Here is a 15,320-nt window from a genome sequence, read left to right as displayed (position 1 = left end):
ATTCACGAATTCGGACAAGCCATAGCGTTAATTAGTTTTGTCATAGGCACTTCTCTATTATCGTTATACCTATACTTTGGTGAAGGCTTTCTAGCGATTGAATTTGCCTTTGCTTGTATTTTAATAATGGTTATTGTGAATTTGATAATTTTTATAATGTTGATAGGCTATGGAATATTCAATCCGTCACAGAGAATCCAAGTCATAAAAACATGCTTTATGATGCTGCTAAATATCCCTATTGCTATTTTATATATGTACATGATTATTACGTTTCCTTATTATAATATTTTGATATGACACTTAAGTTCAATACTGTCTACTTTATAATTAGCCTCGTCATTTTGGTGATTGAAATTGCCATTGCCTTAACCTTAAAAACAGGTTTTATTCGTCATACTTTTGGAGACTTTTTGGTGGTGATTTTAATGTATTGTGCCATAAAGAGTATTAAAGACATTCGTCCGATTAGCTTAGCTATAATAGTACTCTGTATAGCATTTGCCGTAGAGTTTTTACAACTTTTCAATCTTTTGGATTTTTTTAAACTAAGACAAAATACCCTAGCCAATCTCATCTTGGGAAGCACCTTTCATATATCAGATCTTATAGCCTATGCTTTAGGCACCTTAACCATTTTAATTATTGACTTAAAAACTTCAATATGGAAACCTTAAAAACACTTTTTATCAACCGTTTCAAAATGATGGCTTTACTATCCTTGTCCTTAACCTTGAGCATTGTATTATTAATGGTGAGAGCAAAACTTCATCAATCGTTTTATCTCTTGTTTTTAGTATGGAATTTATTTCTTGCTGTAATTCCATTCGCTATTACAACTATAATGGTAAGCAAGCCAAAAATGAATAAATTAACATTCTTGGCAACATTTATGATATGGCTTTTGTTTTTGCCTAATGCGCCTTATATAACCACCGATTTATTTCACATAAGCAACTCCAATAATTCGCTTTTATGGCTGGATGTGTTGGTCATTTTGTCATTTGCCTTAAACGGATTAATCCTCTTTTACCTTTCGCTTTTGGATATGGAAGAACTTCTAGTGCATTACATCAGACCAAAATTGATAGCACCAATTGTATTTACTGTATTTGGACTCACAGCTTTTGGAATCTATCTCGGACGCTTTTTACGTTACAATTCTTGGGAAATAATCAATCAGCCCTCAGCAATCTTTTCAGATACTTTGAAAATCATTGTTCAACCCAACACTGAAGCTTGGTTATTCACAATAATGTTTGGTTGTTTTTTGGGCATCACCTATTGGCTATTGAAGTCTGTTTCATTAAAAGCATAAAAAAAGGAAAGCACAATGCTTTCCCTTTACTATTAAATGTACCATTCTTTAATTATCTGTAGGATCACCAGGATCTGTACCGTTGGTCATTTCAACACCATTGGAAACACCATCGCTATCACAGTCTAGAGCATCCCATTCAGCTGTTGTTGGTGCAAAATCGCAAAATCCAAATTCAAATCCGCAAGGATCTAACGGACTTGGATCGCATTCGTTTATATGAAAATCGCCATCACAATTGGCACTATACCAAGCGTTAGTAGCCAAACTATAATCAAAATTGGCTTCATTGTAATCGCAAACATCATTAGGATCTGTACCATCAATAGCTTCTTGACTATCTAAAACCGAATCACCATCACTATCTATTATATCAGGAAAACTTGAAGCATCATTTGGATCTGTACCAGCTTCAGCTTCTTCGCAATCATCAAATCCGTCATCATCACTATCAGCATCGTTTGGATCTGTAATATTACCGTTAGGATCACAATTTGAATTGTTACTGTTTACTCCTGTAGTTTCTTCACAGTCGGTTAAACCATCTTGATCTGAATCTGCATAGATTTCAAACAAATATATCTCGGAAATATCAGATTGATTGGATAAGATATTTGTTGCTTTCACAAAGATTGAATTTGTGGAACCGTCATCAATAAAAGGATTTGGTATCGGATTTATACCTGCAACCGCATCAGGTTCCAAAAGATAAAATGCATAGGTATTATTGATAAGTTCTCCATATACTTGATCAATAATGACATTAAAATCATATTCAATATTAGGTGCACAGCCAGTTCCAGAAATTTCAGATGCATAAATCAAAACGTCTAAAGCATCCAAATAATCTGGTGTTTGATCACCATCACTATCATCATTTGCAGGATTACCATCATTATCACGATCTTCATCAGCAGTATTAACGCCATCACCATCATCATCTTCATCTAAATAATTAGGTATCCCATCACCATCAGTATCGTCGTTATCTAAATTACCATCACCATTGACATCTTCATCAATATCCAAAATTCCATCACCATCACTATCAACCAGGTCCACACAAGATAATTGTGTCCCTAAATCTGTTGTTGGTTGTACAAAATCACCTGTTGTTACATCTGTGGTTTGACTACCTAACAAATCGACAACCAATGCAGAGTAACTTGTATCACTACTGCAGTAATCGATTGTTAAGTCGATGATGCCATTATCAATTGGAATGGTTTGGGTAGAATCGTTATAAAACAATTGCATATAACCATTTGTAATTGGATTGCCATCACAATCGTTGAATACACCAATAAAATTGGTAGTCAAAGCATCAGCATCAGTCACTTGTATCGTTATATTCTGATCTGTTGAAAAAGGACCGATTGCAGTACTGAAGTCATTGTTGACACATCCATAAGCAGGAACTGTAAGTGTTAATTCATCGTTAGCAGGAACTAAACCACATTCAATACCTGAACCATTGGTATAGCCATAGGTACCTGTTGATGCCAATGCAGGTGAATAAAGGTCTAGGGCTGTATAAGGCAAAACATTCCCATCCATATCAGTTAGTGTTATACACAATTGAACAAAAGGATAATCAAAGTCCCAGTTCCAAAAAGTAAAATGTGAAACATTACCAACATAGTTATTGCCTTGTAAGGTGGCTTGTCCTTCCTCTTTCCAATAACCACCTTCGTCGTCAAAATACCATAACGGAATTGTATTTGGAGCGTTGTTGACACTTGAAGGCATAGGTATTGAGATTTGTGCAGAACTGCCATTAGCTAAATTGAGTTCTTCATCTGAAGTACTACGCATTTCTACAGCAATCATTCCATATGTTTCTAATATTCGGGCTGAACCATTGGTGTTTTCTGCAAACAACATACCTGGCATTTGCATTTCCATGACATTAGAATCAGGGTTTAAATGCTTTAAGGTCACTTTTACTGCACCAGAATAAGGATTGCCTTGTGCATCTTCAAAGGCTCCATCAAAAACTACTTGAGCACCATTAGGCAAATTAACAGTACTCGTTTCTCCAGAATTGATGCTTGCCGTGGTGTCTAAATCTAATAACATAATAGTTACCTGATTGATACCATCTGAAGGCACGATAGCTCTAGAGCCATCGATAAAACCATCTTTAGATGCTTTTATGTAAGCAAACTTTTCAAACACCGAAGCACTTTCAACTGAAAAAACACCATTGGCATCTGTTGTGGTTATAGTATTACCAACCATAATGGTCACATCAGAAATTGGATTGTTAGCTTCATTGATGACTTTTCCAATGAAACGAGCGTTTATTGGACTTCCAAAGTTTTCGGAAAAATTAGAATTTTGCTGTTGGTTGATGGGTGGATTATCAGTGTTCCAGTTATCGTCTTCAGAGCATGTGGTTGTGAGTAATAGCAGTCCTACTATTACAAAACATCTTTTGATTAATGTCATGGAGTTAAGTTGTTGATTGTCAAATGTTAATTGCTAATCTTACAATGATTGCCTCATAAAAGTAAGAAAATTTTTATTGAAATTCCTTAAAGTCAACTAACAACCTAAGTAAGGTTATAGAAAATAAGAGGAAATTAATTACCTACCATCAACATAAGCTTGTAAGTATTTAAATCGCTCGGTTAATTTTCCATCAGATGTGGTCATTTTTGCGCGTTTTAAAATACCACGTTCATCACCATTGAAAAAGGCTGGAATCACATGCTCCATAAACATGTCACCAAAACCTTCACTCGCATCTTTTGGCAACTCACAAGGTAAATTATCGACAGCCATGACAGTGATGGCTTCGTCGGCATCAAAAGCCACTTCGTTTTCTGAATGTGGATCGTAACCATAAAATGGGTCTGCAATGGTTGATGGTCTAATGGTCGAGGCTACTGGTCCGTCAATATCACAAGAAATATCAGCTACCAGATTGATACGAAAATCGGGATGCTTAGCATCTTCACGAGTAAAAATAAAAGGTGCACCATCACCATAAAAATGACCAGCAATAAAAACATCGGTTTCTTTGGCATAAGGCATAAAATTACTTTCATAACCTGAAGGGTCCTTATAAAATTCAAACTTATTACCAACCTTGCCATCCAATCGCTTGCTGTATTCCATCACATCAATCATGCAGTAGACAGGTTCTGTGAATTGCGATGTAAGGTATAAGGCATCACTGACTTCCTTAATTTTTAAATGATCGAGAATTTCCTTGGCGCCATAAGCGACTTTTCCTGTTCCTGACAATACGATTTTTACATTCGGAATGGTAATTTTATCCAATTCAGCTTTGACTTCATTCAAATCGGCAAGGGTTTCTACTTTAGGCAAGTTGAACAAACCATCACGTAATCCCAACGCTCTAAATCCGTTGTAAGCACCAACCAAACCAGCATAACGACCAAAACCAATAAGGCGTGCTCCACTTTTCTTGACAATGGTTTCATGATCATATAATTCAATATGCTTCTCTAAAATCTCAAGCAGTAATTTTCGGTTATAAGGTTGCTTTTTGATGGTATGTGAAAAGAAGAAGTATTTTTTATTCGGAATAAGCGCATCAAGAGGCACTTCCTTGACACCAAGCAATACATCGCAGTCTGACATATCGTCGGTTACCGTAAATCCTTTTTGACGATAGGCATCATCAGGAAACACACGAATATCTGAAGCTTCCACCACAAATTTTGCCTGTGGAAAAGCGAGTTGGGCTTCAACCAGTTTTTCAGGAGAAAACACCACACGTCTGTCTGGTGGATTTTTACGCTCTTTGATAATTCCAAAAGTGATACTCATTCTGTGTAATTTTAAAATTGGACTATTGAATTGTTATCTACAAAGGCTATACTGCCAAAGCGACAATGGTATAAAATTTGCACGAAAATAGGAGGAAATGTAAGGTTATACAAACTTTTTGATAACTTTGCGCTCCTTTGGATATTTGCGTTAAGGATTGTAGCGGCATCCTTTTGCCTTTGCAAAAGATATAGCGAAAAGCCTGACCCTCTGAAACGATAGTGAAAGAGGGAAACGCCCAAAAGAATTAGAGAGATAGGTATGAGATCCTGAACCAAGTTTAGGATTAATTCGATGTCGCAAAACAAGATTTTGCTATCTCATTACAATGGGGTCGACTGGTTTTGACAGCGAGACTCATTAAACGGTAAGCACGTCGTGTAAGGATCTTGACACACGTAAAAGGCTAGATCAACTTTTTAAACGGCGAGAATAACTACGCTTTAGCTGCCTAATCTGAATTATAGTAAGATTAAGCCACGTCCTACAAGGTAGGAAAGCTAAATGTCTCCAGAAAGCCTTGGTTAATGGCGTTCTACTTAGAGGCATCGTAAATATTGACTAAGATTGTGTAGCGCTTCGATGCACTTTCGAGATTTAGAAGCTAAGTGATAAGTAGGTTGTCTTTAGCCAGCTTTTCGCCTACAAACCAAGAAAAGACTAAACGTGTAGAAAGCTCTTTAATAGCTTGTTTGGACGAGGGTTCGAATCCCTCCGACTCCACATGAAGCCAAAATTGGCTGGTTTTATAAAGTGGAAATCTGAAAATTTATTTTCAAGATTGAAATGACATAAAACAAATCAAAATTTTGATTTCCAATTTTGGTAAGGCGGGAGCTTTAATCCTCAGACTCCACAATTAAGCGAAGCTTAATAACAAATTTAAACCGAAAAGCCCAACGAGTTTACTTGTTGGGCTTTTCAAATTTAAAGATGTAAAGACCAAAAGGTTCATTTACCGAATGGGAGCAACAGGGAACAGCGAAGCTAATTCATAACCCTATAATTATGCAAACCTTGTAAATCAATCATCAAATTGATCATTATCAAAATATTTATAAAGTTTGATCAAAATATAAATTAGCAAAAGCAGTATGGAAATAAATAAAATTGGGTTCGATTGATTTGATACATCAACCGTTTCTTGATCGACCTTATATTGTGAAATCATGTTAATCTAAAATAACAGCATAACATTAATGCTTAAAAACTGATTTACCTTACGGGAAACCTCATTTTGAAATTAATGTCATCCAAAGCTATTCAGGACTTAACTTGGTACGCTAGATATTTTTATATCTTAATACCATAAATTTTTATATTTACTAAGTCATTTAAAACCATTCATATTCAGTAGAAAATGAAACAATACGTTATTTTTCTCTTTCTTTTTAGTTTCTCAGTCTCAATACAGTCCCAAGAAAACGACCCAATCCGTTTGTTTTATTTAGGAGGTCAATCCAATATGGAAGGCTTTGGATACACTAAGGATTTACCAGATTCATTGCGATCTAATTATGATAATGTATGGATTTTTGAAGGCAATCCTGTTCCTGATGAAGCCCAAAATGGCGGAAAAGGTATTTGGGAAACCCTAAAACCTGGACATGGTACAGGTTTCACTTCTGATGGTAAGACCAATACGCTTTCCAATCGTTTTGGAATCGAGCTATCGTTTGCCAAACAGCTTCAAAAACTCTATCCCAACGAAAAAATTGCCATCATTAAATACTCTCGAGGAGGCTCTTCCATCGACAGTTTAGCGGCAGGAGGTTTCGGGTCTTGGGAACCAGATTTTCAAGGTAAGAGCGGAATCAATCAATACGATCATTTTTTAACAACAGTAAACAATGCCTTAAAAACGACTGACATTGATGAAAATGGAAAGAAAGACCATCTTATTCCAACAGGAATAATTTGGATGCAAGGTGAAGCTGATGCCGCATTTACGGAAGCCATAGCACTTCGTTATTATGATAATCTGAAACGGTTAATGGACTTGATGCGAGCGACGTTTAGGACTGATGATTTACCGATTGTAATAGGTAAAATTTCGGATTCTTGGAATAGTGATGTAGGCAAAGTTTGGAAATATGGCGAACTCATTCAATATGCGCAAGAAAAATTTGCGAGAACTGACACCAATGCTACCATTGTGAGAAGCACTAGATATTATAAATATTCTGATCCTTGGCATTATGACAGCATCGGTTATATTGACTTGGGAAAACAGTTTGCAAATGCTATTTATGCCTTATGTAAACAATGATAAATTTCAATCATAATTAACACAACAATCTATGAAACAATTTTATCTTATTCTAGCCATTACATTTTTATTTCAGTTTTCATTTTGTCAAAATTTTGAAAAACTTTCCAAGTACGAATTCAAGTATGTTGAGAGTTATCGTACTGAAAAGGATGTTGTTTTAAAATGTGCTAACTACCTTTTTGAAAATCCCTCAGATTATGAGCCTTTTAATCGTTTAACCGCTGTACAATATATCATGAAATGGATGGAAGGTACACCAGACTATTACTTTGAAATTGGTGAAAGGGAAATGGATCTGACCAAAGGGAATTCTGATTTGTTTGGATTGTATCTAGCAGCAATGTCAAAAGCCATTATCGAACATAAAGGAGAAAAAGATCTAACTGCCGACGAGATTTATACCAAAGCTGAAACGATATTGGTGAACTATTGTTCAGACAGCAACAATAACATGAAACCAACCAGAGCTATAAAGAAGATCATAAGGCAGCATAAAAGCAAGTAAGCTTAAAGGTCAAAAAGTTACTTTATGTAAACGGTTTTTTTATTGACAAACTCCATGATACCTTCTTTGGACAACTCTCTACCATAACCTGATGCTTTTGTCCCTCCAAATGGTAATCTTGGATCTGATTTAACCATTTCATTGATAAAGAAAGCACCATCTCCTATATCATCTATCTGATGCCTTGCCTTTTTAACATCTTTAGTAAACACCATAGTTCCTAATCCGAATCTAGATCTCATTGCCATTTGGTAAGCTTCCTCCTCATTTTCTACTTTAATAATGGCAGCTACAGGACCAAACACTTCTTCATCAAAAAGCGGCATTCCAGGTTGTACATTTTCAACGATGGTCGGTTGAAAGATGGCTCCAGTTCTGGAATTACCATAAACAACTTTGGCACCTTTATCAATAGACTTATGAACTTGTTGCTCAACTTCTTTAGCCAAATCCTCACGAGCCATTGCAGACATATCGGTTTCATTTTGTGATGGATCTCCTAAAATTAAATTTGAGACTTCGTCTTGAAATCTTTTCATGAATTCATCATAAATTGATGCTTCAACTATAAAACGCTTGGCTGCAATACAACTTTGTCCTGCATTTTGCATTCTGGCCTGAACCATGGTTTTAATATGTTTATCTAAATCGGCATCATTTAAAACGATACAAGCATTATTTCCTCCTAATTCCAAAACACACTTTTTCAATTGTGATCCTGCCAACTCAGCAACCTTTCTTCCTGCTGGTTCACTTCCTGTTAAGCTTACCGCTTTAATTGTAGAACTAGAAATGATGGTCTCAATTTGTTCGTGGGAAACCAAAAGCGTCTGAAAACAACCTTTTGGGAAACCAGCATCCAAAAACAATTGCTCGATTTCCAATGCACATCCACTAACATTGGAAGCATGCTTTAAAACAGCAGTGTTTCCAGCCATGAGTGTTGGTGCGGCAAATCGCATCACTTGCCAAAATGGGTAATTCCACGGCATGATTGCCAAAATCACACCTAGTGGATCATAACTGATAAAGCTTTCTTTTGCATCTGTTTCAATAAGCTGGTCGGCTAAAAACCGTTCGGCATTCTTAGCATAAAAATCACAGACCCAAGCACATTTTTCAACTTCAGCTATTCCTTGGGTTATTGGTTTTCCCATTTCAGAAAGCATTAGTTTGGCATATTTCTCAGTTCGCTTGTGCAATAGTTTAGCCACTTGCTTTAATAACTTAGAGCGCTCTTTAATAGAAACTGATTTCCATTGGTCAAACTGTTCTTGGCCAAGCTCAAGTTTTGCATTTAAATCGTTATCAGAAATTAAGGAATATGTTTTAAGTTCTTCTTGGGTGTAAGGATTTGTAGTTGTTATTGTAGCCATTATTATGTTTTTATTTAAGATAAGAGTTTTTTTAATCTTAAACCATAATGCCGACCGTTTTAATATAATTTTAGGACATCTAACCTTAAATTTTTAAGATTGGTTTTTGTCTTTCTTTTTTAAAAATGAAAAGATACCTTTCTTTTTCTTCTTTTTCTCTTCCTCTTCAGATTCAAAGGCTCGCTCTTTTTTATCTTTTGAAAAAAGACGTTTTAAAAATCCATCTCGCTTTTCATCTTGACAATCCAAGGCAGCAATGACATCTTCAGAAGGCGTATCAAACTTAGCCTTGGTAATAGCATTATATTTTGAGTCACTATTCAGTTGTTTTAAAAATAAAGCTACTGTTGGCAAAGCTGAATTGGCTCCTTGGCCTATTCCTGTATTACTGAACCCTAAACGATGATCATCATTGCCTGTCCATGAAACCATAAGTAAGTTTGGACTGATCCCTACAAACCAACCATCTTTATTATTTTGGGTAGTTCCTGTTTTTCCTGCCAAATCGTTTTGCAATCCGTAAGTTGTACGAATACGTCTGGCAGTACCAGTATTGATGGTAGATTTCATCATTTCAATCATAGTCTCTGTTGTTGTTTCAGACAGGGCAGGTTCTGATGATTGCGGTTTCGGACTTTCATAAATGACCTTACCAGATTTATCTACAATTTTAGTGATGTAATAGGGTTTAGAAACTTGACCTTGGTTAGCAAAACTTGTAAATGCCGTGGTGAGTTCAAGCATTGACAATTCGGCTGTACCCAATGCTAATGAAGGTACTTGAGGTAGTTTCGATTGAATTCCCATTTTATGAGCTTGCTTTGTAACGGCATCAATCCCAACATCTTCCAAAACTTTTACGGCAATGGTATTGACCGATTCACTGATGGCTTTTTCTAAAGAATAATTTAAGTGCCGATCCTCTTCTTCCTTTCCAGAGTTTGTTGGTGTCCAATCTTTTTGATTTGTGTAAGTAACCTCCTTAACCGAATAATACGTACAAGCTTTCATTCCCTGTTCTAAAGCCGTTGCATACACAAAGGGCTTAAACGTTGAACCAACCTGTCTTTTAGATTGTGATATATGATCATATTTGAAATATTCAAAATCAATACCTCCTACATAAGCCTTGATGGCACCTGACTGTGGAGTAACTGCTAAAAATCCTGAATTGAGAAACTTCATCATATATTTTAAACTGTCGATAGTTGAGAGGTCTTTCACTATCTCACCTTTCCAGGAAAACAATGATTTTTTACTTTTGACTTGAAGGGAATCCATAATCTGGCCTTCTTTTAACCCTGTTTTCTTCAAGCGTTTATAAATTGGTAATTGCTTGATTTTTTTATCAATTAATGACGTATTGGATTGCCAAGGTGCTCGTGATCCATAAGATGCCTCTAATTGCGATTGCAATGACGACATATGCTGCTTCATAGCCTTTTCGGCATAACGCTGCATATCAATATCGATTGTGGTTTGGATTTTTAATCCGTCTTTATAAAGATTGTATTCTGACTTAGTTTCCGAATTGATACTGTCTAAAATCCTAATCACATCTTTACGAACCAATTCCCTAAAATAAGGTGCAATTCCTTCAGAGTGATTGAATCTTCTATACTGAATCTCTAGTGGCTGTTCACATGTTTTTTTATTTACTTCATAAGAAATGTAATTGTATTTTTCCATCTGCTTTAAAACCACGTCACGACGCAATTGGCTACGTTCTGGGAATAATCTTGGGTTATAACTATGTGGTGCTTTTAAAGTTCCGACCAAAACTGCTGCTTGCGATAAACTCAAATCTTTGGTTTTTTGACTGAAAAAGCGTTGAGAAGCACTTTCGATGCCGTAAACATTTTCACTAAATGCGACCGTATTTAAGTAAAGGGCAATAATTTCTTCCTTGGAATACACACTTTCGAAGCGTTTTGCCAAAATCATTTCCTTGGTTTTATTAACAGGCATGCTAAACCAACCAAAATCTTCTCTACCATAGATGTTTTTAGCCAACTGCTGACTTATGGTACTACCTCCTCCTGAACTATTATTCTGAAGAAGAATAGACTTAAAAAATACACGTAAAAAACTAGTATAGTCGACACCACTGTGTTCATAAAAACGTGCATCTTCAGTTGCAATAAGAGCATCAACCAAATGCTGTGGTAGATCCTCATAGGAAATAATCTGACGATCAAAAATGAAATACTTCCCTAAAAGTTCCTCATTGGCATCTAAAAGCACCGTAGCCTCAGCTTGATTTAAATCCTTCAACTCGCTTTTTGTAGGTAGTTTACCCCAAAGTCCGATGTACACAGAAAAAAAGAATAGAAAAAACATTAGTAGACCAAGCCCAAAAGCTTTAATACTACGTTTTAGCCAAAGGGATTTGATTTTTGGTCTCATAGTTCAGAATAGCGGTTTAAATATATACGGACGAAATTGTAAAATTGTTGTTTTATGACCATTTTTTTTCAATATTGGGAATCAACTGTTTCATAATCATTTTCTTATCTTTAAGAATAAACTTCTATGCTTAAAATTTATCTTATAGGTCTTTTTATCCTTATTATTGCCATTATAGCAAATGTACTGGCCGCTTATCTCGGATTAAAATCCTGGTATGACTTTATCGGACTGTTAACCAAAAATGGTTCAGCAACTTTTAGTCAACTTCAAGTATTGGATTACCTTTGGTTATTCTTATTCTACCCTTTTATACTAGGTTGTGGATATTGGTTAGGACTTAAATGTTATGGATGGTTTTTCTCCTAGATTTTAATTACTTATTTTTCATCTATGGAAAAAACAGTTACCGAAGCCATTCAATACCGACGATCGACACGTATCTATAAAGATATTGCTATCGATTCGGAAAAAGTTAAGCAATGTTTGCAAAATGCAGCGTTAGCACCTACCAGTAGCAATCTTCAACTATGGGAGTTTTACCATGTTACTTCAAAGGACACCTTAGGAGCTATAGCTAAAGCCTGCTTTAATCAAAATGCAGCTAAAACTGCACAACAATTAGTAGTTGTGGTTACCAGAAAAGACCTATGGAGAAAACGCGCTCAAGCCAATATTGCATTTTTGAATAAGGCTTTTGACAAACCTGACCTAGAACCAAGGTTGCAAAAACGCAAAAAACAAGCTACCGATTATTATAAAAAATTAATTCCTAACATCTATTTTGATATTCTCGGAATCCTTGGCTTCTTAAGATATTGGATATTTCAGATCGTTGGATTATTTAGACCCATTTATCGTCAAACCAGGCAAAGCGATATGCGTATTGTTGCTCATAAGAGTGCAGGATTAGCAGCCGAAAATTTCATGATCAGCATGGCTGCTATAGGTTATGATACTTGCCCTATGGAAGGAAGTGACACCCTTCGTGTAAAACAAATTTTGGGATTACCTCGAGGAGCCGAAATCAATATGATTATTGGCTGTGGGATTAGAGACGACAAAGGAATTTATGGTCCACGATTTCGAGTACCCTTTGAGGAAGTTTACTTTGAAAAATAATTACTTCTTAAAATTACCAATTCCCTCGCTAAGCCAATTATAATATTCATCTGCATCAGGCGTATAACCAACAGGAGCGATTAAATTTTGTTCATCATGACCCATTAGAACATAAAAAGGTTGCGTATTGGTTTTATATTTTATGGTTTGTAGTTCACTCCATTTCTGACCAATGTATTTTAGTTTTTTTCCTGGTCTTAGTTTTGATTCCATAACTTCATCTTCAGGCAACGGACGCTTATCATCTACATACAAAGAAATTAAAACAATGTCATTCTTTAAGGTATTCAAAACACGGTCCTTGACCCAAACATTTTGTTCCATTTTTCTACAATTCACACAAGCCCAACCCGTAAAATCTATCATGACTGGTTTTCCAACTTCCTTAGCATAAGCAAGACCTTTATCGTAATCGTTAAATGCTAGAATATTATGAGGTGCCAACAAATGTCCACCCTCGGGCAATTCGGAATGATCGGAAGCACTCAATGCCGTTCCATTTTTGGAATTCCCTACACCATAAGGCGATTCACTATAATCTAAAGGTGGCGGAAATGCACTAATCAGATTCAATGGTGCTCCCCAAAGTCCAGGAATCATGTAAATTGTAAACGATAAGGTTAAGAGCCCGAGCATCAATCGGCCTACGGAAATATGACTCAAAGGTGAATCATGAGGTAATTGTATTTTTCCGAAGAGATATAAGGACAAGGCTCCAAAAATAGCAATCCATATGGCTAAGAACACTTCACGCTCAAGCAGGTGTAATTGTAATACTAAATCTGCTTGAGACAAGAATTTAAATGCCAATGCCAATTCTAAAAATCCGAGAACCACTTTAACCGTATTTAACCATCCTCCTGATTTTGGTAGGGAATTTAACCATCCTGGAAATGCTGCAAATAATGCAAAAGGTAATGCAATAGCTGCTGAAAAACCAAGCATACCAACAACTGGAGCAATACCTCCTTTAGAAGCAGCTTCTACTAAAATCGTACCCACTATTGGTCCTGTACATGAAAATGACACAATGGCCAATGCCAAGGCCATAAAGAAAATACCAATAAATCCGCCTCTATCGGCTTGACGATCTGCTTTGTTTGCCCAAGAATTTGGAAGCACAATTTCAAATGCGCCCAAAAAGGAAATAGCAAATACCACCAGTAGTAAGAAAAATATCAAGTTAAACCATACATTGGTCGCAAGAGCATTGAGAGCATCCGCACCAAAAATGGCTGTAATAATCGTTCCTAGCAATACATAAATCACAATAATTGACAAGCCGTAGATAATGGCATTTCTGATTCCTTTTGCTTTAGATTGACTTTGTTTGATAAAGAAACTAACCGTCATTGGAATCATTGGGAAGACGCAAGGCGTTAACAAAGCAACAAAACCGGAAAGGAACGCCACGATAAAAATCGACCATAAGCCTCGCGTGGCACCATCTTCTTTAGAAGAAGTATAAGTTGATTCTGCAGATGCCAGCTTTGTAACATTGGTCAAATCAAAATTTAAATCCACATACGTTGGTGCTGTACATCTTTCATCATTACAGGCCATAAATCCAACTTCAGAAGTAATTGCTTTAACAGAACTATCTGCTAATGTAACCTGTTGTCTAAACTCTGCTGTGTTCTTAAAGAATTTGATTTCCATCTCAAAGACTTTATCCTGAACTACTTGTCCTTCAGGTTCAGAAGTTGTTCCAACCAATTCAACACCCTCAGGCAATTCATATATAAATTCAGTAGGAATCGGTCCGTCTTCAGGAACATTTTGAGAGTAAAGTTTCCAACCTTTATCAATAGATGCTATTGATACTAGAACAAATTCAGTATCCGAAATTTTTTCAACGTCGCTTTTCCATTTAACAGGTTCTACTATTTGAGATGCTTCATCACTGGAAGCTTGAAATAATCCTCCAGCAGGAATATTATTAATTTCTTGTCCTACAGAAAGATCAAACTGTAAATCGACATAGCTTGGAGGCAAACAACGCTTATCGTCGCAGACCATAAATTCGACTTCACCTTTAACTATAGACAAATCTTTATTTAAGATTTTTATGCGTTGTTTGAAGTCTGCTTTAAGTTCAAAAAACTTGATTTTCATTTCAAACACTGGATCGTCAATGGTATGACCTTCATCTTCAAGTGTTTTACCAACCAATTTAAAATCGCTTGTTGTAGTATAATTAAACGTCGTAGGAATTGGTCCGTCTTCAGGAACATTTTGTGAATACAAATGCCAACCTTCATCGATAGTAGCTGTGGCAATTAAATCGTATTCAGTATCTGATATTTTAGTAACAGAAGTTTCCCATTTTACAGGTTCTAAAACTTGGGCAAAAGCTGTTAGGGAAAACACTAAAACACTACACAGTGTTATAACAAGATTCTTCATCAAAAGTCATTAGGTATTGAATGACGCTAATTTATAAAAAACAATAGGATTAAACGAGCGCATTAGAACTAGATTAACAAATCTCAATGTAAGGCATAAAAAAACCGAACATAA

Annotated in this window: 11 protein-coding genes and 1 other RNA gene; 7 read left to right on the top strand and 5 right to left on the bottom strand. The window is 36.0% G+C overall.

Annotated elements, in window-relative coordinates; all coding sequences use genetic code 11:
* Positions 1–296 precede the first annotated feature (296 nt).
* Both AB9K26_RS01735 and AB9K26_RS01730 read left to right on the top strand, forming a co-directional pair.
* The gene (locus AB9K26_RS01735) at positions 297–677 is read left to right on the top strand and encodes a DUF2809 domain-containing protein (protein WP_369970809.1); all 381 of its coding nucleotides are present in this window, start codon (positions 297–299) and stop codon (positions 675–677) included.
* Entirely contained in the window at positions 665–1,318 is a 654-nt protein-coding gene (locus AB9K26_RS01730; RefSeq protein WP_369970808.1) for a DUF1361 domain-containing protein, read from the top strand. The genes AB9K26_RS01735 and AB9K26_RS01730 overlap by 13 nt, the downstream gene beginning before the upstream one ends.
* A gap of 48 nt (positions 1,319–1,366) precedes the next feature.
* Here AB9K26_RS01730 and AB9K26_RS01725 read toward each other — a convergent pair whose 3' ends face one another.
* The gene (locus AB9K26_RS01725) at positions 1,367–3,769 is read right to left on the bottom strand and encodes a hypothetical protein (protein WP_369970807.1); all 2,403 of its coding nucleotides are present in this window, start codon (positions 3,767–3,769) and stop codon (positions 1,367–1,369) included.
* Between the two features lie 138 nt (positions 3,770–3,907).
* A complete protein-coding gene (locus AB9K26_RS01720; protein WP_369970872.1) occupies positions 3,908–5,113 on the bottom strand; it encodes an NAD(P)-dependent oxidoreductase in 1,206 nt (401 codons plus the stop codon).
* A gap of 336 nt (positions 5,114–5,449) precedes the next feature.
* Between AB9K26_RS01720 and ssrA the strand changes: the two genes are divergently transcribed.
* The 3 genes from ssrA (at position 5,450) to AB9K26_RS01705 (ending at position 7,896) form a co-directional block, all read left to right on the top strand.
* Positions 5,450–5,845: a transfer-messenger RNA gene (gene ssrA, locus AB9K26_RS01715) on the top strand.
* A gap of 634 nt (positions 5,846–6,479) precedes the next feature.
* Positions 6,480–7,388, top strand: a complete 909-nt coding sequence (locus AB9K26_RS01710) for a sialate O-acetylesterase (protein ID WP_369970806.1) — start codon at positions 6,480–6,482, stop codon at positions 7,386–7,388.
* 31 nt (positions 7,389–7,419) lie between these two features.
* Positions 7,420–7,896 (top strand): hypothetical protein, encoded by a 477-nt coding sequence (locus AB9K26_RS01705; RefSeq protein WP_369970805.1) that lies wholly within the window; start codon positions 7,420–7,422, stop codon positions 7,894–7,896.
* Positions 7,897–7,913: 17 nt separating this feature from the next.
* On the opposite strand, the gene AB9K26_RS01700 is transcribed toward AB9K26_RS01705, so the two are convergent.
* Positions 7,914–9,272 carry an NAD-dependent succinate-semialdehyde dehydrogenase gene (locus AB9K26_RS01700; RefSeq protein WP_369970804.1) on the bottom strand — a complete coding sequence of 453 codons (1,359 nt, stop codon included), beginning with the start codon at positions 9,270–9,272 and terminating at the stop codon, positions 7,914–7,916.
* A gap of 93 nt (positions 9,273–9,365) precedes the next feature.
* Entirely contained in the window at positions 9,366–11,678 is a 2,313-nt protein-coding gene (locus AB9K26_RS01695; protein WP_369970803.1) for a transglycosylase domain-containing protein, read from the bottom strand.
* A gap of 126 nt (positions 11,679–11,804) precedes the next feature.
* Here AB9K26_RS01695 and AB9K26_RS01690 point away from each other — a divergent pair, with 126 nt between their 5' ends.
* Positions 11,805–12,047, top strand: coding sequence for a hypothetical protein (locus AB9K26_RS01690; RefSeq protein WP_369970802.1), 243 nt, complete (start codon positions 11,805–11,807; stop codon positions 12,045–12,047).
* 24 nt (positions 12,048–12,071) lie between these two features.
* Positions 12,072–12,800, top strand: a complete 729-nt coding sequence (locus tag AB9K26_RS01685; protein ID WP_369970801.1) for a nitroreductase family protein — start codon at positions 12,072–12,074, stop codon at positions 12,798–12,800.
* On the opposite strand, the gene AB9K26_RS01680 is transcribed toward AB9K26_RS01685, so the two are convergent.
* Positions 12,801–15,206 carry a protein-disulfide reductase DsbD domain-containing protein gene (locus AB9K26_RS01680; RefSeq protein WP_369970800.1) on the bottom strand — a complete coding sequence of 802 codons (2,406 nt, stop codon included), beginning with the start codon at positions 15,204–15,206 and terminating at the stop codon, positions 12,801–12,803.
* Positions 15,207–15,320: the final 114 nt, after the last annotated feature.

Source organism: Psychroserpens sp. XS_ASV72 (assembly GCF_041224425.1).
In the GTDB taxonomy this organism is placed as follows: Bacteria; Bacteroidota; Bacteroidia; order Flavobacteriales; family Flavobacteriaceae; genus Psychroserpens.
Note: the sequence above shows the minus strand (reverse complement) of the source record. Positions and strands in the feature narration are given on the sequence as shown.